Origin of the sequence: Pseudarthrobacter sp. L19, from assembly GCF_050859435.1 — a bacterium.
Classification (GTDB): Bacteria; Actinomycetota; Actinomycetes; order Actinomycetales; family Micrococcaceae; genus Arthrobacter.
The window spans coordinates 820,466-846,398 of sequence record NZ_CP193935.1; the positions used below are offsets into that span (position 1 = coordinate 820,466).

Consider the following 25,933-nt stretch of genomic DNA (forward strand, 5'->3'; position numbering starts at 1 on the left):
ACCCATCCTGTCGCAGAACTGGCCTTGAATTCCATATCCAGTTTGAAATACTGGCCCTATGACTGGATCGCTGACCCCCGCATCCCTCGGCCGGTTTCTCGGAAGCTGGAACGCTGGGGCCTCCCCGCCTACCGCGAGCTGGCCGACGTCGTCCGCCTGCTCATCCTCGACGGGCGGATTGGGCTGGACGTCGCACTGCCCAGCGAGAGGTCTCTGGCCGGGACCCTGGGCATCAGCCGGACCACCGTGACCGCCGCGTATTCGCTGCTCCGCGAGCAGGGCTACCTGAGCGGGAGCCAGGGCAGCCGCAGCCGGAGCCGGATTCCCGCCCGGGGCGCGCACCCGCTGGAGACCGGCCGCCGGCTGAGCGGCGCGCCCGGGCTCGCCGCGCCGGAGGGGGTCCTGGACCTGGCCTACGCCTCGCTTCCGGCCAGCGGCGAGGTAGTGCACCGCGCCTTCGCCGCCGCGCTCACCGAGCTGCCGGCCCTGCTGCCGGGGTTTGGCTACGACGCGCTCGGCGTGGCGCCGCTGCGCGAGGCAATCGCGGACCGCTACACCGCCGCCGGGGTGCCGACGACGGCGGACCAGGTGCTGGTCACGTCCGGCGCGCAGCACGCGCTGACCATTGTGCTGCGCACCCTCGCGGGCCGGTCCGGGAAGGTGCTGGTGGAGCACCCCAGCTACCCGAATGCCCTCGACGCCATCCGTGCTGCCGGGTGCCGGGCGGTTCCGGTGGCGATGCCCGTCGCGGCCGGAGACGCTGCCGGGTCGGGAGAATTGGGCGGCCAGGGGAGATCCGGCGGTGCCAACGGGCAGGATGCCAGGCCCGTCATTGACTCTGCCAGTAACCCGGGCTGGGATCTCGAGGCGATGGAGGCGGCGCTGCGCCAGCAACGGCCGGCGATGGCCTATGTGGTCCCGGACTTCCACAACCCGACCGGCCGTCTGATGCCGGATGCGCAGCGGCGCCGGCTTGCCGCGGCCGCCGCAGCATCGGGGACGGTGCTGGTGGCGGACGAGACGCTCCGGGAACTGAACCTCGACGGCGTGCCCTCCACGCCCATGGCGGCGTTCAGCCCCTCTGTGGTGACCATCGGATCGCTCAGCAAGTCGCACTGGGCGGGTCTCCGGGTGGGCTGGATCCGTGCGGCCGAGCCGTTGATCCAGCGGTTCGCCGCGGCCCGGACCGTCCTGGACCTGGGTGGCCCTGTAGTGGAGCAACTGGCCGCCGCGCACCTGGTCCGCGACCTGAACGAGCCGCTCCCGGCACGCTTAGAGTCGCTGCGCACCAACCGGGACGTCTTGCTGGACCTGATCGCCCGGCACCTCCCCGATTGGCGGGCGGAGCGGCCGGTCGGCGGACTGTCCGTCTGGTGCCGGCTGCCGGCCCCGGTCAGCACCGGCCTCGCCGTCGTGGCGCCCGACGTCGGCCTCCGCCTGGCCGCCGGGCCGCGCTTCGGCGTCGGCGGGGCCTTCGACCAGTTCCTCCGCCTGCCCTTTACCCTGCCGCCGGAGCAGCTGGAGACCGCGGTCCTCTCCCTACTCGAAGCCCAGGACCGGCTGGACCGGTCCCCGCAACTGCGCCGGCCAGTCGCGCCCGGGCCCTCCGCCGCCATCGCCTGACGCACAACGTCACTGGAACCCCGCCGCGTAGAATGGACCGGTGATGCAATCCCCCTCCCCGTGCGCGACGGCGTGAATGCGACCCGCCTGCGGCTGCCGGAGGAGGGTCCGTGGGAGACCGCGATGGACTACATGATGCACCGTTGGGGCCACATCGACCCGCAAGGCATCGCGGACCGGTTCGACGCCGGCGAGATCGTCGGCGAGGGCGGGATCCCGCTGGACCGCACAACCCCGCTGCGGCACCACACGTTCATTTGGTACTACCGCACCCTGCCACCGGAAACCCGGATGCCGGTGGAGCTGAACATCCTGCACCAGGACGAGCACCTGCTGGTGGTCGACAAGCCGCACTTCCTGCCCACCACCCCCGGCGGGACCTACATCCAGGAGTCAGCCCTGGTCCGGCTGCGGAACCAACTGCAGCTGCCGGACCTGATCCCGATGCACCGGCTGGACCGGATGACCGCCGGAATCCTGCTGCTCTCGACCAACCCGGAGACCCGCGGGAAGTACCAGGTCCTGTTCGAGAAGCGCCAGGTCCAGAAGGAATACGAGTGCGTCTCCGCCGCGGAGCCCGCACCCGGCCACCCCGCCGTCGACTTCCCCGTGGTGGTGCGCAACCGGATGACCAAGTCGCGCAGCTACCTCCTGGCCGAGGTGATCGAGGGTGAGCCGAACACGGAGACCCGGATCGAGCGGCTCCGCACCTTCGCGGCGGAGCACGACGACGGCGCCCACAAGGACGGCCCCGAACACAACGACGACGCCGACCACAACAACGGCACCGACGACGGCGGCGCACGCCGGGACGCAAGCCCCCGCCGCGCCCTGTACCGCCTGGAGCCGCACTCGGGCAAGACCCACCAGCTGCGCGTGCACATGGCGTCCCTCGGACTCGGGATTGTCAACGACGCGTTCTACCCGGACCTGCTGGACAAGGCCCCGGACGACTACTCCAAGCCGCTGCAGCTGCTGGCCCGCGGCATCCGCTTCGTGGACCCGGTCTCCGGAAAGCCCGTCGAATACCGCAGCCGGCTGACTCTCTCCGAGGCCCGCGCCGACTAACCGCCACGGATGCGGTAACTTGTGGCCATGGACCTGGCCAATGCTGATACCTGGGGTTCGGCGATCTACTTCTGGATCGTCCCCGTGGTAATCGGCGACGCCATCTTCCCGCCGGTCCCGTCCGAGATGCTGATCATCACCGGGGGCGCCCTCTGCGCCGACGGCCGCGCCAACGTCTTCCTGATCATCCTGCTGGCCGCCGTCGCCTCCTGGCTGGGCGACCTGCTGGTCTTCCAGCTCTTCAAACGCCGGCTCAGCCACGTCCTGGACCGCTGGAGCTGGGGCCGGAAGTTCCACAGCGGCATCCACCAGGCGATCGCCAAGGCGGGCCGCTCGTCCACCTACGGCGGCATCATCGGCATCCGCTTCATCCCCGGCGGCCGGCTTGCGACGACGGCCGCGGCCGGGATCGCGAACGTCTCCACCCGCGGGTTCAGCTTCTGCGCGGCCCTGGGCGGGACGCTGTGGGCGGTCTGGTCGGTAGGCCTCGGCTACGCCACCGGTTCGGCCACCAAGCTGCCGTTCTGGGCTAGCTCGCTGATCGGGGTGGCACTGGGACTGGTGATCGGCGCCGTCGTCGGGCTGGTGGTGACGCGCCGCCGCGGCAGCCGCTCCCCCGTGGTGGAACGCGGCGCCGGCTCGGGCAACAATGGGGACGCGGAGACGGACCCCGACGTCGAGCTGGACTTCTAGGGCCTACACCGGCGCCCAGCGGCCGCGGTTGCGCCGCAGCACCGTGAGGTTCCCGGTGAGCGCCACGCGTTCGACGGCGTCGCGCATCATGGCGGCCGCCTCCAGCGCCTGGCTGCTCTCCGCCGCGTAGGCGGTGGCCTCCACCTGGAACCGCAGGTTCAGCTGCGGGACACCACCGGCCAGCTCCAGCTGGTGGGCCTCCACGTGGTGGCGTGTGCCCAGGGCTTCCACCGCCGCGTCCATCACGGCTTCGGGCGGGTTCCCCTGCCGGAGCCCGGTGATCTTCAGTCTGGTCTGGAAGGAGGGCATACTCCCAGCCTATCGGCCGCCCTGACGCTCCCTCAGATCCGGTAGCGCCCAGGCCCTCAGCGCCCACTTACCCGGTGTTGCGCAGGCCCGCGGCGACGCCGTTGACGGTAATCAGCATGGCCCGCTGCAGCCGCTCGTCGATCTCCCCGCCGGACATCTCGGCGTCGGAGGACCCCGTGCCCGCCGCCCGGATGCGGCGCAGCAGCTCCACCTGCAGATAGCTGATCGGGTCCAGGTACTGGTCCCGGATTTCCAAGGAGCGCTTGAGCCCGGGCTGGGCGTCCAGCAGCAGGTTCTCCCCGGTGAGGGCCCGGACCTCGGCCACGGTGAGGTCGAACTCGGCGCGGATGGCGTGGAAGATCCGGTGCAGTTTCTCCGGGACCAGGGTGGAGACGTAGTAGCCGGCGATGTCCATGTCCGTCTTGGCCAGCGTCATTTCCACGTTGGAGAGCACGGAGCGGAAGAAGTGCCAGTGTTCCATCATCACGGCCAACTGCTCGGTGTGGCCGGCCTCGCGGGCGGCCTTCAGCCCGGAGCCGACGCCGAACCAGCCGGGCACGATCTGCCGGGACTGGGTCCAGCCGAAGACCCACGGGATGGCCCGCAGCCCCTCCAGCCCGGCGCCGGAATCGGGGCGCTTGGACGGCCGCGAGCCGATGTTCAGCGAACCGAGCTGCTCCACCGGGGTGGAGGCCACGAAGTAGGCCGGCAGGTCCGGGTCGTCGATCAGGCTTCGGTAGCGGGCGAACGCGGCGTCGGAGACGGTGTCCATGACGTGGCCGTAGCGATCGCGCTGATCCTTGGTGGTGCGCGGCGCCCGGTGCAGCGCTGACCCCTGCAGCACGGCGGCCAGGGACAGTTCGAGGTTCTCCCGGGCCAGTTCGGGCAGCGAGTACTTGTCCGCAATGACCTCGCCCTGCTCGGTGAACTTGATCTCGCCGTCGAGCACGCCGTTCGGCTGCGCCAGGATCGCGTCGTAGGTGGGCCCGCCGCCGCGCCCCACGGACCCGCCGCGGCCGTGGAAGAGCCGCACCCGGACGCCGTGTTTGGCGGCAACGTCGCGCAGTTTGCTCTGGGTCTTGTGGATTTCCCACTGGCTGGTGATGACGCCGGATTCCTTGTTGGAGTCCGAGTAGCCGAGCATGATTTCCTGTACGTCGCCGCGGAGCCGGACCAGCTCGCGGTAGGAGGAGTTGGAAAGCAGCGCGTCCACGATCTCGGCGGAGGCGCGGAGCTCCTCGACGGTTTCCAGCAGCGGCGCGAAGCCCAGCTTGGCGTACGGAGCCTCGCCGAAGAGGCTCACCAGGCCGGCCTCGCGGGCCAGGACGGCCGCGGCGAGGACGTCGTCGGCGCCGCGGGTCATGGAGATGATGTAGGTTTCGACGACGTCGGGGCCGAAGGTGCGCAGCCCGCGCCGGATTTCGCGGAAGACGTCGTAGGTGCCGTCCGCGGCGCCGTCGAGCTTGATCGGGTGGCCGGAGAGCGGCCGGCGGGAGGCCAGCTCGGCGCCGAGTACCTCGAGCCGCTGGGCCCGGCTCAGCTCGGCGTAGCGAACGCCCGGTCCGCCCAGCCGGTCCATTAGCTGGCCGACGGCGTCGTGGTGGTGGTCGGCGTGTTCGCGAATGTCGAGGGTGGCCAGGTGCAGGCCGAAGGAGGCCGCGGCGCGGCGGACGCGGGCCAGGGCGCCGTCGGCCGCCAGCGCGCCCTGATGGTTCCGCAGGGAGGTGTCCAGCAGCTCCAGCTCGGCCAGCAGTTCCGCGGTGGCGGCGTAGTCGCGGCCGGGTTCGTGCGTGGAGCCGGCGGCAACGCGGCGGCGGGTGTTCAGCAGCTTGGCCTTGATGCAGGTGAGCTTGAGCCGGTAGGGCTCCTGGGCGTTCAGCTCCAGGACGCGGCGGTCCAGGCCGGGCAGGTTCTTGAGGTCGACGTCGATCGAGTCAAGCAGCGCCTGGTCGGCGCCGGCCAGGGCGGTGGAGTTCGAGAGCATCGAGATCAGCCCGTCGATCAGTTCGATGCAGATCCGGACGGCGTGCTGGTTCTGGATCTGCAGGATCTCGCGGGTGACGGCGGCGGTGACGTTGGGGTTGCCGTCGCGGTCGCCGCCGATCCAGGAGCCGAAGCGGACCGGCGCCGTGCCCACCGGCAGGGTCACGCCGTGCTCGGCCAGCAGGTCGGCGAAGTCTGACATCATTTCCGGCATCGCATCGGTCAGGATGCCGGTCAGGTAGTAGATCGCGTTCCGCGCCTCGTCCACGGGGGTGGGCCGGACCTGGCGGAGCTCGTCGGTCTGCCACATCTGGTCGATCACCTCGGCCAGCTGCCGGTCCTGCCGGCGGCGGGCGGCGGTGCCCTCGGCGGTGGGTTCAGCCAGGATGTCCGAGAGCCGCCTGACCTTGTCCAGCACCGAACGGCGGGAGGCCTCGGTGGGGTGGGCGGTGAAGATCGGCCGGAGGTCCAGGGCGTTGACCACGTCCTGCAGCACGCCGGCGCCGGCCTTCTCGGCGATCTCGGCGATGGTCTTGGCCAGCCAGCCGTCCTTTTCCTGGCGGTTCCGCAGCCCGCGGACGCGGTGGACCTGCTCGGCGGCGTTGACCAGGTGGAAGTAGAAGGCGAAAGCGCGCACCAGGTCGGTGGCCTGGTCCAGCGGCAGGGAGCCGAGGAGTTCGCGGACCTGGGCGACGACGTCGTACGAGCTCCAGGGCCCGGTGGCGTCCGCGCCGCCCCGGGCGGCTTCCTTCGATTCCTTGGTCAGCAGCCGCACCATGCTCCACGAGATCGAGGAGCTCGGGGCCGTGCTGGCGGACCAGGGATTCGCCCAGGAGCGTGGACACCCGGCGGACGTCGGCGCGCAATTCGGCGGCGAGGTCGTCGGCCAGCTCGAGTCCGGAGGTCAGTGCAGTGTCAGCCATGGAAGCATCTTTCGAGGTTCGAGGTGGCTCGTACACTGCGCTGGATACTGTGAGCCGGGTTACCTCTGGGATGTTACCCGCCTCACGCGCCGAGCGGGGAATCCATCCCGTTGGGTGGGCCGGACGGGCACGACGGCGGGGGCAGGCTCCGCGCACGACGGCGGGGCGCCGTGCGCACCGGTTCCGGGTACGACGCCGGTCAGGCCGCCCGGCGCCGGACTTCGATCCGCCCCTCGTTGACCCTGGTGTCATAGGCCGGCTGCGGCCGGGTTGCCGGCCCGCGGACCACGTCGCCGTCCGCCAGCCGGAACGTGCTCCCATGCCAGGGGCAGACCACGCACCCGTCGTCGATCGTCCCCTTCTCCAGCGGGCCGCCCGCGTGGCTGCAGACGCTGTCGATGGCCAGGATCGCCGCGCCGGTCCGGTACAGGAGGACGGTGACCTTGCCGGCCTCGACCTTGCGCGAACCGCCCTCGGGGAGTTCGGCGTCGTCGAGCACCGGAGTCCATTTCGACGGCCCGTTCCGGTCCGCGGCCCTGTTGACGTTGACCGCATTGGCGAAGCTCAGGTGGCCGCCGAGGAACCCGCCGAAGGTCAGGACGCCCAGCCCCGCCAGGCCCAGGGCCGTCCCCGCGCCCCGGTTGCCCCGGAAGCGGGCGGCGCTGGAGCAGGCGTAAAGACCCAGGGCCACCGTGTTCGCCGCGGCGTGGACCAGCCCCACCCGGCGCGGTTTTCCGGCCGTGTCCGACCAGTCGTTGAGGCCGGCCGCCGCCGTCGGGACGGCCGCGGCGATCCCCACGGTCACCAGCAGGTCCGCGGCCGGTTCCATCTCCCTGCCGCCCACGGTGTCCAGGAGGGACGCCATGGTCCACGCGCCGATCGGGATATCCGTGAGCAGGGGGTGCAGCGGGTGGCCCAGGACGGTGCCACTGAGCAGGTTGCGGACGGCGCGGGGCTGCACCGCCTTGCCGACCAGCCCGGCCAGGGCCGACGCCGGACCGTCCAGCCCGTCGAGGCGTTCGATGGCGGCGACGACGGAATCCATCGGGTTCATAACGGCTCCTCCGGTGGCGGGCGGAACGACCGCACAGCACGGGAGACTGCGGTCGCCTGGGGCGGCCCGGCACTGCCGGGCCGCCAGATGGACCCAGTGTTCCACCCGGGCAGCTTCAAAGCCCGGGACCTTTGGCCCCGGACCCCGCTCCGGAGACCCCGCCTCCCCCGCGAGCCGCCCTAGCGCGCGATCTTGAAGTTGAAGTCCGCGTTGCCCAGCGCGCCCCAGAGGCGCAGCCAGACCGGGAGCAGCATCTCGGTGCCGCGGGCGGTGGTGATGTCGCCGAGGTCGATGATGTCGCGGTGACCCAGGTCTGCGAGCAGGCCGGAGACCCGGGCCTTCGCGTCGACGTCGTTGCCGGAAACGAACACGGAGTGGTCGCCGCCTGCCACGCTGCCGGGGTCCACCATGACGGAGGCGTTCATGGTATTCAGCGTCTTGACCACCCGGGCCGCCGGGAAGGCGCGCTGCAGCTGCTCGCCGAGGCTGTCCGTATTGACCGGGTTCAGCGAGGGCGGGAAGCCCTGGGAGAAGTCCAGCGGGTTGGCGATGTCCATGATGACCTTGCCGGCCAGGTTCTCCTCGCCGGCCGCGGTGAGGGCGGGGAGGGAGCCGGAGCCGTTGGTGGCGTTGACGATCAGGTCAGCCCCGGCGGCGGCGTCGGCGAAGGTGGTCAGCCGGATGCCGGGGTGCTCGGCGTGCCACTGGGCGAAGGGGACGCCGCCCATGGGGCCGGCCTCGGTGCGGGCCAGGGTGGCTTCCGGGTCACGGGTGCCGATGACGACGTCGTGGCCGAGCGCGACGAGGGCGGCGGCGACGGCGGGGCCGACGGTTCCGGTGCCGAAGACTGCGATGTTCATGGTGACCTCACTGGGGACGGGGATTGTTTGCAGACAAGTTTGTCTACCTCTAGCCGGGACGCTACCAGACAGATCTGTCTATGCACAAGGGTGCACAGACAGACCGGTCTGTAGCATGGAGGTATGAGTCCAGCAGCAGCACCCGCCCCGGCCACACCGCAGGCGGCCCGCACGCCCGCCGGCCAGGCGCGGGAGAGGATCCTGGCCACGGCCTTCCGGTTGTTCTACGCCCATGGCCTGCGGGCCGCAGGGATCGACACGATCATCGCGGAATCCGGCGTTGCCAAGGCCACGTTCTACAAGTACTTCCCGGCCAAGGACGACCTGATCCTGGCCTACCTGGAGCACGTGGACGGCGTCTGGTCCGGGCAGTTGCACGCGGCCGCCGAGGCCGCCGGCCCGGACCCGGCCCGCCAGCTGGTGGGGCTGTTCGACGCCCTCACCACGGCCTGCCGCCGCGACGGGTACCGCGGTTGCGCCTTCATCAACGCCGCCGCCGAGTCCCCCTCCGGCACCCGCGTGCACGAGCAGACCGTCGTGCACAAGCAGTCCATCCTGGCCTGGATCACGGAGCTCGCCGAAGAGGCCGGCGCCCGCAATCCGGAGGCGCTCGCCCGCAGCCTCACCCTGATCCTCGACGGCGGCCTGGCCAGCGGGGTGCTCGACGGCGACCCCGCCGCCGCGGCCGCCGCCAAGTCCACCGCGGAGCAGCTGGTGGCCGCCGCCGTCGCCGTCCCCTAAATCACCCGCCCACCCAACTAGCTCGCAGTAGATGCCGTTTTGGGCCCTCAAAACGACATCTACTGCCAGTCAGCTGGGCCGAACCCCGGAGATGACCATGACCCCCGCAGACGCACAGGACACCGGATCCCAGGACGCCGACCCGCAGCTGGCCCGTTGGCGGCGGTTCCGCACCAACCGCGACGCCGCCCTGGCCACCGAATACGGCTGGCTGACCCTGACGTCGTTCCAGTGGCTAGCGCATGAGGCGTCCGCCCTTGAGCTGGTGCCGGGCCTCTGGTGGACGGACGGCACGACGGCGTTCCTCACCGCGGCGGCGACGGACGGCCTGACCCTGGTGGAGACCGGGGAGCCGGTGGACGGGACCATCAGCGCGGTCCTGGCCGACGAGGAATCCCTGATCTGGGTGCAGTTCGGCGGCCCGGACGGGACCCGGGCGCGGGTGGAACTGGCCATGCGCGGCGGAAAGTACGCCATCCGGACCCGGGACTCCCGGTCCCCGGTATTCACCGGCTTCAGCGGCGTCCCCACCTTCGGCTACCGGCCGGACCTGGCGGTGGAGGCGCGCTTCGAGCCGTATCCGGAGCCCGTGGACGTCCCGATCGGCACCGCCAACCCGCTGGTGGACGGGGTGCACCGCAGCGTCGGCGAACTGGCGTTCCGGCTCCCCGGCAGCAACCACGAGTACCGGCTGCAGGCCGAAGAGGAGAAGCTCGGGGCATTAACGGTGACGTTCCACGACGAAACCAACGGCGATACGACCGATGAGTGGCGCAAGGTCTCCACCGCCCGACCCCGCGTTGATTCGCTGGGAAACAGAACCGTGGTCCTGGACTTCAACCGGGCCATCAACTACCCCAGCGCCTTCACCCCGTACGGCACCTGCCCCATGCCGGTGAAGAACAACAGCCTGGACTACCGGATTGAGGCCGGGGAAAAGTGCCCGACGGCGCCCCGGAGGACGCCGCCGGAAACTGACCGCCGTAGCGCGCTGCGGCCCTGCCAAGGTCGAGTGCCTAGACGATCGCCGAGACCCCGGTGACGGCCCGGCCCGCGATCAGGCTGTTGATCTCGAAGGAGCCCTCGTAGGTGTAGATCGCCTCGGCGTCGGCGAAGATTTTGGCCATCCGGTAGTCGGTGACGATTCCGTTGCCGCCCAACAGCGACCGCCCCATCGCCACGGTCTCCCGCATCCGGGCGCTGGCGTAGGACTTCGCGAGGGCCACCTGCGGCATGTCCGCGGCGCCGGCGTCCTCCAGCTGGGCGACCCGCACCATCATCCCGGTGCTCGCCACCGCATTGCCCAGCATGGTCACCAGCTGCTGCTGGACCAGCTGGAATTTCGCCAGCGGCCGGCCGAACTGGCGGCGTTCGACGGCGTACTGCCGGGCGACGTCGAACGCGGCCAGCTGCTGGCCCACCGCCTGCCAGGCCACCATGATCCGGGAGCCGCGCAGCAGCTCGTTGGTGTCCTCGAAGCTGCTGATGCCGGCGAAGCGGTCTGCCTCGGCCACCCGCACGTCGTGGAAGACGATGTCCGCGTTCTGCACGGTCCGCAGCGCAATCTTGTTCTCGATCCGGCTGCGTCTCACCCCGGGAAGGGTGGCATCGACGATGAAGCCGCGGATGGCGCCGTCGGCCTCGTCGCGGGCCCAGACCAGCATGTAGTCACAGAAGGTCCCGTTGCCGATCCAGCGCTTGGCTCCGTTGAGCACCCAGTAGTCGCCCTCATCCCCGCCGGAGACGCGCCGGGCCCTGGTTTCCATGCCGCCGGCGACGTCGGAGCCGTGGTCCGGTTCGGTCAGGGCGAAGGCGCCGGTGGTGCGTAGGCTCGCCGCGTCCGCCAGCAGCCGCGCCCGCTGGTCCTCGGAGCCGAATTCGTAGAGCGACTCGACGAACAGGTCGTGGTGGACCAGGAAGAAGGTGGCCAGCGATGTGTCCACCCGGGTGATCTCGGCGATCACGATCCCGGCGAAGAGGTTGCTGTAGCCGCGCTGGACCGGCGTGCTCAGCTCCAGGGCGGCCAGTTTGGGCAGGATGTGCGCGGGGAATTCGGCGCGGTTCCACCAATCCTCCGCGTAGGGCGCCACCTCGCGGGCCAGGAAGCCGCGCAGTTCGGCCAGCTTGGCGCGTTCGACGTCGCTCAGCAACGCCTCGTAGCCGAAGAAGTCCGCTCCGGGCAGCTCCGGAGGACCGTCGGGGGCCTCGGAAACGGCCGCGTCACGCGCCCGATCCCCACGCGCCCGGTCCCCCTGCGCCTGTTCTCCCTGCACCCGGTCCATAGCGAGCGTCACTTTGGGCCCATCCGGATGGCGCCATCCAGCCGGATGGTCTCGCCGTTGAGCATGGCGTTGTCCACGATGTGCGCGGCGAGGTTGGCGTATTCCGCGGGCCGGCCCAGCCGGGACGGGTGCGGCACCTGGTGGCCCAGGGAGTCCTGCGCCTCCTGCGGCAGCCCTGCCATCATGGGGGTTTCGAAAATGCCCGGCGCGATGGTCACCACGCGGATCAGCGAGCGCGCCAGTTCGCGGGCGATCGGCAGCGTCATGGCGGCGACGGCGCCCTTGGAGGCCGCGTAGGCGGGCTGGCCGATCTGGCCGTCGAAGGCCGCGACGGAGGCGGTGTTGATGATGACGCCGCGTTCGGGGCCGCCGAGCTCCGTGGCCACCGGCTCGGTGGTGGCCATCGCGGCGGCGGCGAGCCGGATGACATTGAAGGTGCCCACCAGGTTGACCTGGATGACGCGGTTGAAGGCCTCCAGCGGCAGGACGCCGTCGCGGCCCAGGACCTTGCCCGGGGTGCCGATCCCGGCGCAGTTCACCACGATCCGCAGCGGGCCCAGCTCCGCGGCGGCGTCGACGGCGGCCTGCACCTGCTCCTCGTTGGTGACGTCCGCGGGCACGAACACGGCCCGGTTCCCGGCGGCGCCTTCCATCCCGTTCAGTTCGGCGGCGAGGCTCTCCCCGCGGCGCCGGGCAGGTCCACCAGGACCACCGAGGCCCCGGCGTCGTAGAGCCTGCGTGCGGTGGCGGCGCCCAGCCCGGACGCGCCGCCCGTGATCAGTGCGACGGTACCCAAGACGTCCATACATCCTCCTTGATGTGGAAACCCCTGCCCGGCCGCACAAGGCCGGCCGGGCCGCGGCGTCCGGAAACGTTAGTTAGTACACGTTAACTGGAATTGACACAGAGCGCACCCATTCGTGGAGATTCCGCGCCGCGGGCGCCCCCGCCACTACTCTGGGACCATGACCGCAGCCGCCGCCCATTCCCCTGCCCCGAACTGGTCCTTCCGCGCCGATGAAGCCGCACGTTCGGTGACCCGGCTGTTCGGCCAGCGCCTCTTCTTCCTCCCCGGCACCCACATCGGCGCCATCGTCCGTCCCTCCGGCCGGATGAAGAACCTCTCCCGGCCCTGGCACTACTGGTGGCAGGCGCATTACGTGGACTGCCTGGTGGACGCCGGGCGGCGGGAACTCGGCGTCGCGGGCCACACCCCGGCGCACTTCGACGGCAAGAACCTGCCCAGCGCCGGCAAGCTGGCCTCGCGCCTGCTCAACGGCATCCGGGTGCGGAACCTCTTCACCGTGGTCAACAGCTACTACGACGATATGGCTTGGCTGGCCCTGGCCACCCGGCGGCTGGAGCTCCTGGCCGAGGACGGCCGGAAGAGCGCGGGCCGCCGCCGCAATGCCCGCGTGCTCACCCGGCTGGGGGCGCAGTTCGACGCCGCCTCCACCGACGATTTGGGCGGCGGCACCTTCTGGAGCAAGAAGCGGGACTTCAAGAACACCCCGGCGACCGGGCCGGTGGCGCTGCACTACGCCCGGACCGGGCAGGCGGCGCGCGCGCAGTCGCTGCTGGACTGGTTGGACGCCAAGCTGCTGGATCCGGAGCAGGGCCTCTACCGGGACGGCCTGCGGATCGTGCCGGAGGGGAACCCCGGCTCGAGGAGGCCGTCTACACCTACAACCAGGGGCCGGTGCTGGGCGCCCTGCTGGAGCTTGGCGGCGAGGCGAACCTGGCGCGGGCGCAGGAACTGATCACCGCGGTCCGAGAGCACCTGACCGTGGACGCGCCGCTGCTGGGCCGCCGCGGCGAGGTGGTCCGCGGCGAGGGAACGGGCGACGGCGGCCTCTTCAGCGGGATCCTGGTGCGCTACCTGGCACTCGCCGCGGTGGACGAGCGCCTTTCGGAGGAGATCCGGGCGACGGCGGCGCGGCTGGTCACGGACTCGGCGGAGGCCTTCTGGGAGGGCCGGCGCGTGGTCGGCGCCAACGAGCCGCTGGCCCGCAACGGTGCCCGGCTGGTCTTTTCCGCCCGGCCCGAGCTGCCCGCGCGCCGCACCTACCCGGCCGGCGCCGACGTCGAACTCTCCACCCAGCTGCAGGCCTGGATGGTGCTCGAAGCCGCGGCCTCGATCGCGCCCCGCCTGCCCACGATCGTCGACGACGCCGACGCCGGGCAGCCGGCGGACGGACAGCCCGGCGAGGGACAAGCGGGCGAAGAACAGGCGGGCGAGGTGCAGCCGGGGGAAGCGGCGCACGAGGCAACGCCCGCCGAGCCCGCTGCCGCCGTCGTCGACGCCACGGCCCGGCAGGCACACGAAACCAATTAGGTCACGCAATAGTTTCGTAATTCGTGTGATCTCCCTCACTTAAGGCGCTCTCGGCTTGGTTGCTTAGGTTTGGCTAACCTACAGTTTTTTGTAGTGAGCATGCCCTAACCTCCCGCTCACGGAGGCGGGTTCCTACGACCTTTTCCTTGCAGAAAGCAGCCCCATGAAGATCCGCAAGAACGCGCTGGCAGGCGTCGCCCTCGCCGCCACCGCCGCGCTCGGCCTCGCAGCCTGTGGCTCCGGTTCGTCCTCCGGCAGCAGCGCCGGCGCCGACGGCAAGCCCTCCGGTGAGATCACGGTCTACAACGCCCAGCACGAATCCCTCACCAAGGAGTGGGTGGACGAATTCACCGCCGAGACCGGCGTGAAGGTGACCGTCCGCCAGGGTTCGGACACCGAGATGTCCAACCAGATCATCCAGGAGGGCCCGGCCACCCGCGCCGACGTCTTCCTGACCGAGAACTCCCCGGCCATGGCCCAGGTGGAGAACGCCGGCCTCTTCGCCGACGTGGACCCGGCCACCGTCGGCCAGGTCCCCGCCGAGTTCCGCCCGTCCACCAACAAGTGGACCGGCATCGCCGCCCGCTCCACCGTGCTGGTCTACGACAAGACCAAGATCAGCGAGGACAAGCTGCCCAAGTCCATGCTGGACCTGGCCAACCCGGAGTGGAAGGGCAAGTGGGCCGCGTCGCCGTCGGGCGCCGACTTCCAGGCGATCGTCTCCGCGCTGCTCGAACTCAAGGGTGAGGCCGCCACGGAGGCCTGGCTCAAGGGCATGAAGGACAACTACAAGTCCTACAAGGGCAACAGCACCGCCATGAAGGCCGTCAACGCCGGCGAGGTGGACGCCGCCCTGATCTACCACTACTACTACTACGGCGACCAGGCGAAGACCGGCGAGAACTCGAATAAGGTCACGCCGTACTTCTTCAAGAACCAGGACCCGGGCGCGTTCCTCTCCGTCTCCGGCGGCGGCGTGCTGAAGTCCTCGAAGAACGCCGGCGCTGCGCAGGCCTTCCTGAAGTTCATCACCGGGAAGAAGGGCCAGGAGATCCTGCAGAAGGGCACCTCCTTCGAATACGCGATCGCCTCCGATGTGCCGTCGAACGACAAGCTGGTCCCGATCAAGGACCTGCAGGCACCCAAGGTCGATCCGGCCAAGCTCAACTCCGCCAAGGTCACCGATCTGATGACCAAGGCAGGACTGCTCTAAACCAGTGACCAAGACGCTGGCGGCTCCCGGGACCACCGGAAGCACGACGACGGCGGGCCGGGGCAAGCGCCCCCGCCCGCCTTTCGGCGTGTCTGTGGTGGCCATCCTGGCGGTCCTGATCGCTCTGTTCTCCCTTCTCCCCTGGGCTACGTGGCGGTGATGACTGTCGCCACCGGCTGGGACACCGCAGTCAGCCTGATCTTCCGGGCGCGGGTGGGTGAGTTGCTGCTGAACACCGTGCTGCTGATGGTCTTCACCGTGCCGCTCTGCCTGGTGATCGGCGTCGGCGGGGCGTGGCTGGTGGAACGGACCACACTCAAGGGCCGCCGGGGGTGGGCCGTGCTGCTGGCCGCTCCCCTGGCCATCCCGGCGTTCGTCAACAGCTACGCCTGGGTCTCCGCCGTCCCGTCGCTGGGCGGCCTGTGGTCCGGGGTCCTGATCGCCACGCTGTCCTACTTCCCGCTGGTTTACATTCCGGCCGCGGCCACCCTCAGCCGGCTGGACCCGGCGATCGAACAGTCCGCGGCGTCCCTGGGGCTGGGCGCGTGGCGGGCGTTCTTCCGGGTGGTGCTGCCGCAGTTGCGGATCGCGATGACCGGCGGGGCGCTGCTGGTGGCGCTGCACCTGCTGGCCGAATACGGCGCGTTCGCGATGATCCGCTTTGACACCTTCACCACCGCGATCATGGTCCAGTACCAGTCCACGTTCAACGGGGCCGCCGGCAACATGCTGGCCAGCGTGCTGGTGTTCTTCTGCCTGATCCTCCTGCTGGTGGAGGTCCGCGGCCGCGGCACCGCCCGCTACGCCCGGGTGGGCTCCGGAGCCCAGGCGAGGGCCCTGCGGCTGCCGCTTCGCTTCTACCAGGCACCGGCCCAGCTGTTCCTGCTGGCCGTCACCGCGCTGGCGTTCGGTCTGCCTCTAACCTTCGTGGTGCGCTGGATCGTGGCCGGCGGCGCGGACATCTGGTCCGCCGAAGAGTTCCTGCCGGCCCTGCTGCAGACCCTGGGCTACGGGCTGGCCGGGGCCGCCGCCACCACCGTCGTCGCGTTCCCGATGGCCTACCTCGCGGTGCGCCGGCCCAACTGGTTCAGCAAGGCCCTGGAGCTCTCGAACTACGTCACCAGCTCGATGCCCGGGATCGTCGTCGGCCTGGCCTTCGTTACCGTCAGCATCCGGGTGGCGCCCGACCTGTACCAGACCACCACGCTGCTGATCGCCGCCTACGTGCTCCTGTTCCTGCCGCGGGCGCTGGTGAACCTGCGCTCCGGGCTGGCCCAGGCGCCGAAGGAACTCGACGAGGCCGCGCAGGCCCTCGGCAAGCCGCCGCTGCTGGCGTTCCTGCGCGTCACCCTGCGGCTGACCGCCCCGGCGGCGGCCGGCGGCGCGGCGCTGGTGTTCCTGGCGATCGTGAACGAGCTGACGGCCACGCTGCTGCTCTCCCCGAACGGCACGCGCACCCTGGCCACCGAATTCTGGAGCAAGAGCAGCGAGATCGACTACGCCGGCGCCGCACCGTACGCGCTGCTGATGATCCTGCTCTCCGCCCCGATGACCTACCTCCTCTTCCAGCAGTCCAAGAAAGCAGCGGGACAGTGACCGAACAACAGCCCTCCCGGCTCCCGGAGCCCCGGATCGCCGCCTCCGTGGCGCCCAGCACCAACAGCCACCTCGAGGTCGCGGCCGTGACCAAGAACTTCGGTTCCCAGGCCGTGCTCAAGGGCGTTAACCTCTCGGTCGCCCGCGGCGGCACGACGGCGATCGTGGGCCCGTCGGGGTCGGGCAAGACCACCCTCCTGCGGCTGATCGCCGGGTTCGAGCACCCGGATACCGGCAGCATCTCCCTGGGCGGGCAGAAGGTGGCCGGCGACGGCGTCTGGGTTCCGGCGCACAAGCGGCAGGTGGGCTACGTGGCGCAGGACGGCGCGCTCTTCCCGCACCTGACCGTGGGCCAGAACGTCGCGTTCGGGCTCGACGCCGGCAAGCTCCCGGGCGGGCATCGCGGCGTCAAGGCCCGGGTGGCCGAGCTGCTGGAGATGGTGGCGCTGGACCCGGCGATGGCCAAGCGCCGGCCGCACCAGCTCTCCGGCGGCCAGCAGCAGCGCGTGGCGCTGGCCCGCGCCCTGGCCCGCGAACCGGAGCTGATGCTCCTGGATGAGCCGTTCTCCGCGCTCGACGCCGGCCTCCGCGTGGCCACCCGCCGCACCGTGGGCAAGGTCCTCCAGGACGCCGGTGTCACCACCATCCTGGTCACCCACGACCAGGCCGAGGCGCTCTCCTTCGCGGACCAGGTGGCCGTGATGCGCGGCGGCAAGCTCGCCCAGATCGGCAACCCGTTCGTGGTTTACACCCGCCCCGCGGACCGGGCGACGGCGGAGTTCCTGGGCGACGCCGTGATCCTGGACGCCTGGATGGAGGGGTCCCTGGCCACCTGCTCCCTCGGCGGCATCCCGGTCCGCCGGCCGCCGGCGCAGGGCCGGGTCCAGCTGATGCTGCGGCCCGAACAGATCCGGATCGCCGAGGACGGCCCCATCCGCGGCACCGTCGTGGACACCGACTATTTCGGCCCCGAAACCACGGTCCGGCTCCAGCTCCCGGTCCCGCCGAAGCTGGCCGAGGGCGACGTCGCGGACCACCGCTACCCCGGCGGCGGCGAGATCATCACCATCCGGCACTGGAACGCCTCGATCGCGCGGCCCGGTACCGAGTTGTGCCTGCGCGTGGTGGGCGAGGCCGTGGCCTTCCCGGTCGAGGACACCCCGCAGGACTAGGGCCCTCCCGGGGCGGCGGAGTCCTAGGCTGGTCGGATGAGCGTACAACCAGCCCTGCACCGCCAGCACTGTTCCGTGGCCGCCCCCACCCAGCTCTGGCTGGACGCCGAGGGCCGGCTGGCCGACGGCGGCGGCTGGTTCACCGGCCTGCTCCACGGCGACACCCGGATGCTGAGCCGGGCCGAGACCACCGTCAACGGCTTCGCCCCGGAGCCGGCCACCGTGGAGCCGGCGCCCGGCGGCGTCCTCACCGTGCGCGGCCTGGTCCGCGGCATCGAGGGACCTACCGAGGATCCTGCCGTCGAACTCGTCCAGGCCTGGACAGTGACCCCCGGCGCCGTCCGCGTCTCGCTCCGGCTGGCCACCTCGCTGCCGCAGCTGGACGCCGAACTCCGGGTCCGGCTGGCCGCCGACTTCACGGACATGGCCGCCATCCGGCTGGGCCGCTTCCGGGAGCCGCTGGAGCCCGTGTCCGCGGACGGCTCCTCGCTGAGGTGGGCCGAGGAGGGGAAGACACTGACCGTTGCCGCCCCCGGCCGGGTGGAGGACGGCTGCCTCGTCTGGCGCGGCACCGCGTCCGCCGGGCGCCCGATGGAGGCCGAGTGGCAGGCCACCCTGACCGACACCGGCGACGCCGTCGTCCCCGCGCACGTCCCGGCGGCCCGCTCCGTCCGCGACCGTCCGGCCGGGCCGCTGGGTGCCCTGCTGGATAATTCCCTGGACGAGCTGGACGGGCTGCGGCTGGCCACCCGCGCGGCCCCGGACGCCCCGTTCCTCGCCGCCGGCGCCCCCTGGTACTTCACCCTGTTTGGCCGGGACTCGCTCTGGGCCGCGCGGCTGCTGTTGCCCTTCGACGCGGCCCTCGCTGCGGGCACCCTGCGGGCCCTCGCCGCGCACCAGGGCACGAAGACGGATCCCGCCGCGGCGGAGGAGCCGGGCAAGATCCTGCACGAGTTGCGGGCCAAGGAACTGATTCTCGAGAGCCAGGCGCTGCGGCTGCCGCCGGTGTACTTCGGTGCCGTGGATTCCACGCCGCTGTGGTTGTGCCTGTTCGGCGAGCTGGGCCGGGCCGGCACGGACGACGCCGCGGTCCGCTCCCTGCTGCCCAACGCCGCGCGCGCCGCGGACTGGCTGCTGGCGGCCGGCGCGGCGGGACGGGATGCCGGTAACGGCGGGTTCCTCAGCTACCAGGACACCTCCGGCCACGGACTGAGCAACCAGGGCTGGAAGGACTCACGTGACGCCATGCAGTTCCGCGACGGGCGGCAGGCGGACGGGCCGATCGCCCTCGCCGAGGTGCAGGGCTACGCCTACCAGGCTGCCCTGGAGGCCGCGGACCTCTTCGACGCCTACGGCGAACCGGGCGCCGCGGAGCTGCGGGACTTCGCCGCGGGCCTCAGGGACGCCTTCCGCGACCGTTTCTGGGTGGAGGATGACGGCGGCCGGTTCCCTGCCATGGCCCTGGACGGCCACGGCACCCCGCTGGATGTTCCCGGCTCGAACATGGGCCACCTGCTCGGCACCGGGATCCTCGACTCCGCCGAGTCGCGACTGGTGGCGGATCGGCTGCTGAGCCCGGAGCTGTTCTCCGGCTACGGCCTGCACACCCTGTCCCGCCGGGCCACCGGGTTCTGGCCGTTCAGCTACCACTGCGGATCGGTCTGGAGCCACGACACGGCCATCGCGGTGCGCGGACTCCTGGCCGAGGGGTTCACCGACGAGGCACGGGTGCTGGCCGAGGGGCTGCTGGCGGCGTCCGCGGCCTTCGGCCACCGCCTCCCGGAGCTCTTCGCCGGGGTGACCGCGGCGGAGTCCGGCACGGCGGTGCCGTACCCGGCCTCGTGCCACCCGCAGGCGTGGTCCTCGGCCTCGGCCGTGGTGCTGGCGCAGGCCCTCGGGGTGGCCTTCTAGGCGTCCGGCGACGTGCGCCGGGCGCTGCGGAGCCCGTCCACCAGGACGGCGACGCCGGCGAGCGCCACCGCCAGGCCCAGCGAGGCCACCACGTCGGTCAGCCAGTGGTAGCCCAGGTAGAGCCGGCTGAAGCCGACTACCAGCGTTGCCAGCACGGCGCCGGCCAGGGCCAGGGCCGCCGTCGAACGCCGCGCCGGGCGGGCGGCCGCGCTGCCGAGCAGCAGGTATCCGAGGACCAGCAGGAACACCCCGGCGCCGAGGGTGTGGCCGGACGGGAAGGACAGCGCATCGTCCGGGCCCATCAGGAAGTCGGAGGCGGACGGCCGGGCGCGGGAGACCATCTGCTTGACCAGGGTGGTGGCGGCGGCCGCGGCCAGCACCGCCGCCAGGAACAGCCCGGGGCGCCAGAGTTCGCGCCGGAGCAGCGCCCATCCCAGGGCCAAGACGCCGCCGATCACTGTGAGCACGGCGGGCGCGGTGACGGTACTGACGGCCGTGAGGACGGCGGTGGCCAGCGGGGACCGGTGGTCCACCAGGGCGTCGTGGATCCCGCCGTCGAACACGGCCAGCCCGGAGTTGGTCTGGATGCTGGCCACCATCAGCCAGAAGACGGCCTCCCCGGCCACCAGCAGGGCCGCGGCGGAGAAGAACACCGTCCGCTGCGAGGGCGGGGTCCGGCGGGCTCCGCGCTGCTGCTGGCGTTCGGTGATAGGCACTGGTCCACCTTGCCACATCCGGCTGTCCGCCCTCCGTGCGGTTACCGGGAAATCCCCGGGCCCGAACTCTTTGGGTCTTGGTTCGCAGGGCGCTGATTCTCCGGGCGGGCCGGCTTGCGCGCCTGCGGGTGCGGGGTCTCGTACCGGGCCAGCATCTCGACGAACCCGGCGATCTTCCGCTCCCGGGTGGCGGCCTGCTTCACGGCGTTGGTCCGGTAGATCAGCGCGTACCGGTTGACGGAGGTGAGGACCTCGAACATGGCCTGCGCCCGCGGGTCTGCCGCGATCGCCGCGGCAAGGTCCGCCGGCATCTCGGCGGTCGCTTGCCCTCGTACGCGGCCTCCCAGCGGCCGTCCGCCTTGGCGCTCTCGACGGCGGCGCGTCCCGCGGGCGCCATCCGCCCCTCCGCCTCGAGCCGGGCGATCCGGTCCACGTTCCGGGCCGACCACACGCTCTTCGGACCCCGGCGGGTCATCCGCTGGAACGAGCTCTCCTCGTCCCGGCGCCGGCCCTGGCCGTCGATCCAGCCGAAGCAGAGGGCCTCCTGCAGCGCGGCTTCGTAGTCCAGTTCGGTGACCGAGCCGCCCTTTTTGTGCAGCACCAGCCACACGCCGGGGCTGGTCCCGTGGTTGTCCTGCAGCCATGCCCGCCACGCGGCGGCGTCCTTCACCAGCAGTTCCATCAGCTCAACAGCCATGGCACTATTGTGCTCCCGGCCCACACCCACGAGGGAGACCCCATGCTGCGCGTCCGTCCCATCCACTACACCTCCCGCATGGACGAGTGGGAGCGGCTGCTGACCGCGCTGGGCCTGGTCAAGACGGTGGACGACGCCACCTGGCGCGAGTTCGACGCCGGGCCCGGCCGCCTGGCGCTGCACTTCGCCGAGGCCGGCTCCGCGGAGGACGGCAGCACAGACTTCGGCGTCGAGGTCGGAGACCTGGCCGAGTTTGCCCGCCGCACGGCGGAGTCCGCCGGCACTGCCGGGGCTCCCGACGGTTCCGGGCAGGGCACCCGGGCGGAGGTCCTCGACGCCGAGCACGGCTCCACCTGCAAGGTCACTTCCGCCGACGGGTTCAGCTTCCTGGCCGACCCCGCGGTCCGCGCGGCCGACGGCGGCTGGGGCGGCGCGCCGGACGCGGATCCGGACCTCGCCGTCGTCGGCCTCTGGTTTGCCGCGGATCCCTCCACCGCCGCCCGCACGCTGCGGGACATCGGCGCCCGCCCGCGCCCCATCCCCGGCGCCGGGCCCGGCACCGGCAGCGCGGAGGAAGCGGAGTCCTTCACCGCCAAGAACGGCGGGATCCTGATGATCGGGACGGGTGCACCGGGTTCGGAACAGGCTGCGGCGGGGCTCGCGTTCGAGTACGCCGGCGACCTCGGGGAACTGCGCCGCCGGCTCGAGGACGCCGGGGAGGATGCGGCCCTGGTGGAGGAGTCCCCGGTACCGCTGCTGCACCTGGCCAACCCGGACGCGGAGGCCGGCGCCGCGCACGCCCACCCGCTCTGGATCTCCCGGGCCCCGGCGGCGGACTGACCCCGTCCACCACGTCCGTCCAGCCCGGATGGGGTAGAACTTAAGCATGAACGTGCGCACCCCCGACCCGAATCCCGGCTGGCTCTCCGACGACGACCTCTTCGAGGCCAGGGGCCGGTTGCCGATGGTCTACGTCGAGGCCGTGCCGGTCCGGCTGGACCCGCTCGGGTTCGTGAACGAGGTGGGCACGCTGCTGCAGGCCGACGAGGACGGCACCATGGTCCGCTCCCTGGTCTCCGGCCGGGTGCTGTACCGCGAAACCATCCGCGCCGCGCTGCTGCGGCACATGGAAAAAGACCTCGGCCCGCTGGCGTTCCCGCAGCTGCCGGTCAGCCCCGTGCCGTTCACCGTGGCCGAATACTTTCCCTCCCCCTCGCACACCGGCTACACGGACGACCGGCAGCACGCCGTCGCCCTGGCCTACGTCATCCCGGTCACCGGCGAGTGTTCCCCGCGCCAGGACGCGCTCGAACTGACCTGGATGACCCCGGATGAGGTGCTCCGCTCGGACGTCCAGCTCGAGTTCAGCGGCGGCCGCGGCGCCCTGATCCGGCAGGCCCTCGCGTTCGCCGGCGTCGGCCACTAGCTTCCGCGGCGCCGGGGCCCAGCCGTCCCGCGTCCCCGATCCGGCGCGCCGGTCTTTGTAGACTGGTGGGCGGACCGAAAAGAATTTGAGGACTCCAGATGACCCACCCCACAGCTTCCGTGAACTATGGAGAACGGCAGGCGGGATCTCTGCGGACCGGGGATCTGCTGCTCCTGCCCGACGCGACGCGCACCGCCGAAATCGCCAGCGTCGCCGTCGATAATGACGACTTCGGCACCCCCGCCCTGGTGCGGGCCACCCTGACCGGCGGCGGCGTACTCCGCATCGCGGCCGGGTCCACGGTGCTGATCCAGGTACCGGCGTCCGCGCCGGAATCCGCGGGAGTGTCCACGGCCTCGGCCGGTGAGTCCCCCGCCGACGTTCCTTCAGCGCCCGCTGCGGAGGAGTCCGGCGCTACGAACGACGACGCCGGTGCCCCTGCGCCGGCCGACGGCGGCGAGTCCCTGTCCGCCGTCGTCGTCGTGCCCCCGCCGCCCGCCTCGCCGCCCGCCGTCGTCGGCCCCAGCGAAGCGGACCTGGCCCTCATCCCGACCGCCGAGGGCACGCCCGAGTCCGTCGTGGAGGCCGCCGCCGAGGCGCACCCCAAGGATGCCGGGGTGCTGCTGCTCAGCGACCGGCTGGCCAAGGGCATCAACCCCAAGTCCGGCAGCTGCCTCGAGGACCTCAGCGACCTGGCCCACGAACTCTTCGTGGTCCTCGGCGACGCCGAGCACGCCCTGGCCGTCGCCGACCTGCTCACCGTGCTGCCGTTCGACGGCAACCCGGGCCGCTGGGCCTCCGTGGAGGCCGCCCTGGCGCTGGCCAGCTACATCTGCCGGCAGCGCGGCGATGACGAACGCGCCGCCGTCTACGAGAAGTTCCTCCGCGCCCCTGACGCCATGGAAACGGACCCGTTCAAGGCCCGGATCAATGCCAAGGTCCGGCAGCGGTCGCTGAACGAGCCGAATCTGTACGACAAGGAAATCTTCCGCGCCATCGATAACTCCAACCGGGACGCCGAGCGGGAATGGCGGCTGCTGCGGCTTGAGGCCCTGCTGTTCCTGCGCGCCCACGGCGGATCGCAGACCATCGGCGGCGCCGAACTGGAACGCCGGATCACCAATGAACTGGATTTCGTCCGCGGCTGATCACCGGCACTCCGTCCGGCCCGGCCCTACCCGCGGGCAGGGGGTCGGAGTACATTCGGGCCCATGACGAACAATCTGTCCGTGGTGATCAACGCCGACGCGCAGCAGGTCTGGACCATGCTGCGGGAACCCGCGAAGGTGGCCCAGTGGCACGGCTGGGAGGCCGAGGACCAGGCGGCGGAGGTCAACGCGATCTACTTCGGCCCCAAGGTCATCGAAAGCGCGGACCACACCTCCCTGGTGGTCGACGGCGGTGACACCTTCACCCTCAAACCCGTCCCCGGCGGCACCGAGGTCAGCATCACCCGCGCCGCCGTGGACCACAACTCCGAGTGGGCGGCCTGGGACGAGGACATCACCCAAGGCTGGCTGACGTTCCTGCACCAGCTCCGTTTCGCCCTGGAACGCCACCCCAGCGGCCACCGGAAGACGCTGTTCTTCGCCGTCCCGGGCACCGCGGGCTCAGGCATCGACAAGCTCGGCGCGGGCGCTGTCCCGGCCGCCGGCGAGCCCTACTCCCTGACCCTGGCCACCGGGGAGGCGGTTTCCGGCAAGGTCTGGTTCCGCAGCAACCACCAGGTGGGCCTGACGGTCCAGGGCTACGCCGAGCACGGCGAGGGCCTGGTGATCATCGCCGACCAGCCCGCCATCCCCGAGCTCCGGCCCGACGGCGGGTCCCTGGTGATCGTGTCCACCTACGGGCTCGGCGCGCACCGGCTCGAGCAGATCCGCGTCGCCTGGGATTCCTGGCGCGCGGCGAACTACCCCTCCACCGACCCCGTCGCCTGAGGCGGCGCAGCCGGGCGTTGCCTGAGGCGGCGCACCTTGGGCCACCCTCCCTGAGGTGGGGCTTCGGCGCGGCAACTGGCACACTTGAACGGTGCATGCGAATCCTGAAACCACCCCCTCCTCCGCCCTGCCCGCCAAGCAATCCGACTTCTCCTTCCGGGTGGGCAAGCGCCTGAGCGAGACCTGCTCGCCGTCACCGGAGCAGGTGGCGGCGAACGGCGGGGAGTTCCTGGGCCGCACCGGCACCATCGGCACCCCGCACGGCGAGATCCAGACGCCCGCGTTCATCGCCGTGGGCACCAAGGCCACGGTCAAGGCCGTGCTGCCCGAAGCCGTCGCGGACCTCGGCGCGCAGGCCGTCCTCGCCAACGCCTACCACCTCTACCTGCAGCCCGGCGCGGACATCCTCGACGAGGCCGGCGGGCTGGGTGCCTTCATGAACTGGCAGGGGCCCACGTTCACCGACTCCGGCGGGTTCCAGGTGATGAGCCTGGGGTCCGGCTTCAAGAAGGTCATCGACATGAAATCAGTCGATTCGTCCGGTCCGGACGACGCCGTCGCCCCCGGCAAGGAACGCCTGGCCCACGTGGACGAGGAGGGCGTGTGGTTCAAGAGCCACCTCAACGGCGACAAGCACCGGTTCAGCCCCGAGATCTCGATGAACGTCCAGCACCAGATCGGCGCGGACATCATGTTCGCCTTCGATGAGCTGACCACCCTGCAGAACTCCCGCGGCTACCAGGAGGAATCCCTGGAACGCACCCGCCGCTGGGCCCAACGCTGCATCACCGAGCACTTCCGGCTCACAGATGAACGCACCGGCAAGCCCTACCAGGCCCTGTTCGGCGTCATCCAGGGCGCCCAGTACGAGGACCTGCGCCGCAAGGCCTGCCGGGACCTCGGCGCGATGAACTTCGACGGCTTCGGCATCGGCGGGGCGCTGGAGAAGGAGAACCTGGGCACGATCGTGCGCTGGTGCAACGAGGAACTGCCCGAAGACAAGCCCAGGCACCTGCTGGGCATCTCCGAGCCGGACGACATCTTCACGGCGATCGAGAACGGCGCGGACACCTTCGACTGCGTCTCCCCCACCCGGGTGGCCCGCAATTCCGCGTTCTACCACCCGGACGGTCGGTTCAACCTCTCCGGCGCCAAGTACAAGCGCGACTTCGGGCCGCTCCAGGAGGGCTGCGACTGCTACGCCTGCCAGAACTACTCCCGGGCTTACATCCACCACCTGTTCAAGTCCAAGGAGATGCTCTCCGCCACGCTGATCTCGATCCATAACGAGCGCTTCGTGGTGAAGATGGTCGACGACGCCCGGCTCGCCATCGAGGACGGCAGCTTCTTCGAGTTCAAGGCGGAGACCCTGCGCCGGTATTACTCCTAGGCCC

Annotated in this window: 17 protein-coding genes and 6 pseudogenes; 15 read left to right on the plus strand and 8 right to left on the minus strand. The window is 71.1% G+C overall.

Going from position 1 to position 25,933, the window contains the following annotated elements; all coding sequences use genetic code 11:
• Positions 1-58: 58 nt before the first annotated feature.
• The 3 genes and pseudogenes from ACRQ5B_RS03695 to ACRQ5B_RS03705 all read left to right on the plus strand — a co-directional run bounded on the left by ACRQ5B_RS03695 (position 59) and on the right by ACRQ5B_RS03705 (position 3,384).
• Positions 59-1,623, plus strand: a pseudogene (locus ACRQ5B_RS03695) (PLP-dependent aminotransferase family protein).
• A 72-nt stretch (positions 1,624-1,695) separates the two neighbouring features.
• Entirely contained in the window at positions 1,696-2,691 is a 996-nt protein-coding gene (locus ACRQ5B_RS03700; protein ID WP_432397063.1) for a pseudouridine synthase, read from the plus strand.
• A 27-nt stretch (positions 2,692-2,718) separates the two neighbouring features.
• Positions 2,719-3,384, plus strand: a complete 666-nt coding sequence (locus ACRQ5B_RS03705; protein ID WP_432397066.1) for a DedA family protein — start codon at positions 2,719-2,721, stop codon at positions 3,382-3,384.
• Positions 3,385-3,387: 3 nt separating this feature from the next.
• Here the strand turns inward: ACRQ5B_RS03705 and ACRQ5B_RS03710 are convergent, their stop codons facing one another.
• The 4 genes and pseudogenes from ACRQ5B_RS03710 to ACRQ5B_RS03725 all read right to left on the minus strand — a co-directional run bounded on the left by ACRQ5B_RS03710 (position 3,388) and on the right by ACRQ5B_RS03725 (position 8,513).
• Positions 3,388-3,693 (minus strand): hypothetical protein, encoded by a 306-nt coding sequence (locus tag ACRQ5B_RS03710; RefSeq protein ID WP_432397069.1) that lies wholly within the window; start codon positions 3,691-3,693, stop codon positions 3,388-3,390.
• A gap of 67 nt (positions 3,694-3,760) precedes the next feature.
• Positions 3,761-6,599, minus strand: a pseudogene (gene ppc / locus ACRQ5B_RS03715) (phosphoenolpyruvate carboxylase).
• Positions 6,600-6,798: 199 nt separating this feature from the next.
• Entirely contained in the window at positions 6,799-7,653 is an 855-nt protein-coding gene (locus ACRQ5B_RS03720; protein ID WP_432397071.1) for a Rieske 2Fe-2S domain-containing protein, read from the minus strand.
• A gap of 179 nt (positions 7,654-7,832) precedes the next feature.
• Positions 7,833-8,513 carry an NADPH-dependent F420 reductase gene (locus ACRQ5B_RS03725; RefSeq protein ID WP_432397074.1) on the minus strand — a complete coding sequence of 227 codons (681 nt, stop codon included), beginning with the start codon at positions 8,511-8,513 and terminating at the stop codon, positions 7,833-7,835.
• Positions 8,514-8,636: 123 nt separating this feature from the next.
• On the opposite strand from ACRQ5B_RS03725, the gene ACRQ5B_RS03730 reads away from it, so the two are divergent.
• Together ACRQ5B_RS03730 and ACRQ5B_RS03735 are read left to right on the plus strand one after the other, a co-directional pair.
• On the plus strand, positions 8,637-9,254 hold the full coding sequence (locus tag ACRQ5B_RS03730) for a TetR/AcrR family transcriptional regulator (RefSeq protein ID WP_432397076.1): 618 nt from the start codon (positions 8,637-8,639) through the stop codon (positions 9,252-9,254).
• 97 nt (positions 9,255-9,351) lie between these two features.
• Positions 9,352-10,296, plus strand: coding sequence for a DUF1684 domain-containing protein (locus ACRQ5B_RS03735; RefSeq protein WP_432397078.1), 945 nt, complete (start codon positions 9,352-9,354; stop codon positions 10,294-10,296).
• Here ACRQ5B_RS03735 and ACRQ5B_RS03740 read toward each other — a convergent pair.
• Together ACRQ5B_RS03740 and ACRQ5B_RS03745 are read right to left on the minus strand one after the other, a co-directional pair.
• Positions 10,271-11,548, minus strand: coding sequence for an acyl-CoA dehydrogenase family protein (locus tag ACRQ5B_RS03740; RefSeq protein WP_432397081.1), 1,278 nt, complete (start codon positions 11,546-11,548; stop codon positions 10,271-10,273). The genes ACRQ5B_RS03735 and ACRQ5B_RS03740 overlap by 26 nt on opposite strands.
• Positions 11,545-12,341 (minus strand): annotated as a pseudogene (locus ACRQ5B_RS03745) (SDR family NAD(P)-dependent oxidoreductase). Before ACRQ5B_RS03745 ends, ACRQ5B_RS03740 begins: the two are co-directional and overlap by 4 nt.
• 160 nt (positions 12,342-12,501) lie before the next feature.
• On the opposite strand from ACRQ5B_RS03745, the pseudogene ACRQ5B_RS03750 reads away from it, so the two are divergent.
• The 5 genes and pseudogenes from ACRQ5B_RS03750 to ACRQ5B_RS03770 form a co-directional block, all read left to right on the plus strand.
• A pseudogene (locus tag ACRQ5B_RS03750) lies at positions 12,502-13,676 on the plus strand (glycoside hydrolase family 76 protein); the annotation flags it as partial.
• A 358-nt stretch (positions 13,677-14,034) separates the two neighbouring features.
• Positions 14,035-15,084 (plus strand): iron ABC transporter substrate-binding protein, encoded by a 1,050-nt coding sequence (locus tag ACRQ5B_RS03755; RefSeq protein ID WP_432397084.1) that lies wholly within the window; start codon positions 14,035-14,037, stop codon positions 15,082-15,084.
• A gap of 4 nt (positions 15,085-15,088) precedes the next feature.
• Positions 15,089-16,680: pseudogene (locus ACRQ5B_RS03760) on the plus strand (ABC transporter permease).
• Positions 16,677-17,852 carry an ABC transporter ATP-binding protein gene (locus ACRQ5B_RS03765; RefSeq protein WP_432397087.1) on the plus strand — a complete coding sequence of 392 codons (1,176 nt, stop codon included), beginning with the start codon at positions 16,677-16,679 and terminating at the stop codon, positions 17,850-17,852. The pseudogene ACRQ5B_RS03760 and the gene ACRQ5B_RS03765 overlap by 4 nt, the downstream one beginning before the upstream one ends.
• A 36-nt stretch (positions 17,853-17,888) precedes the next feature.
• Complete coding sequence (locus tag ACRQ5B_RS03770; RefSeq protein ID WP_432397089.1) at positions 17,889-19,763, plus strand: glycogen debranching N-terminal domain-containing protein; 1,875 nt, start codon at positions 17,889-17,891, stop codon at positions 19,761-19,763.
• Here the strand turns inward: ACRQ5B_RS03770 and ACRQ5B_RS03775 are convergent.
• Positions 19,760-20,479, minus strand: coding sequence for a phosphatase PAP2 family protein (locus ACRQ5B_RS03775; RefSeq protein WP_432397092.1), 720 nt, complete (start codon positions 20,477-20,479; stop codon positions 19,760-19,762). The two genes, ACRQ5B_RS03770 and ACRQ5B_RS03775, sit on opposite strands and share 4 nt — an antisense overlap.
• Positions 20,480-20,520: 41 nt before the next feature.
• Positions 20,521-21,176: pseudogene (locus tag ACRQ5B_RS03780) on the minus strand (YdeI/OmpD-associated family protein).
• 42 nt (positions 21,177-21,218) lie between these two features.
• Here ACRQ5B_RS03780 and ACRQ5B_RS03785 point away from each other — a divergent pair.
• From ACRQ5B_RS03785 to tgt, 5 genes are all read left to right on the plus strand, one after another.
• Positions 21,219-22,016 carry a VOC family protein gene (locus ACRQ5B_RS03785; protein ID WP_432397095.1) on the plus strand — a complete coding sequence of 266 codons (798 nt, stop codon included), beginning with the start codon at positions 21,219-21,221 and terminating at the stop codon, positions 22,014-22,016.
• Positions 22,017-22,062: 46 nt separating this feature from the next.
• Positions 22,063-22,602, plus strand: coding sequence for an NUDIX hydrolase family protein (locus ACRQ5B_RS03790; protein WP_290256702.1), 540 nt, complete (start codon positions 22,063-22,065; stop codon positions 22,600-22,602).
• A 98-nt stretch (positions 22,603-22,700) separates the two neighbouring features.
• Positions 22,701-23,750 (plus strand): DUF6707 family protein, encoded by a 1,050-nt coding sequence (locus ACRQ5B_RS03795; protein ID WP_432397098.1) that lies wholly within the window; start codon positions 22,701-22,703, stop codon positions 23,748-23,750.
• Between the two features lie 63 nt (positions 23,751-23,813).
• On the plus strand, positions 23,814-24,539 hold the full coding sequence (locus ACRQ5B_RS03800) for an SRPBCC domain-containing protein (protein WP_432397101.1): 726 nt from the start codon (positions 23,814-23,816) through the stop codon (positions 24,537-24,539).
• 91 nt (positions 24,540-24,630) lie between these two features.
• Positions 24,631-25,929 (plus strand): tRNA guanosine(34) transglycosylase Tgt, encoded by a 1,299-nt coding sequence (gene tgt / locus ACRQ5B_RS03805; RefSeq protein ID WP_432397102.1) that lies wholly within the window; start codon positions 24,631-24,633, stop codon positions 25,927-25,929.
• The last annotated feature ends 4 nt before the right edge of the window (positions 25,930-25,933 follow it).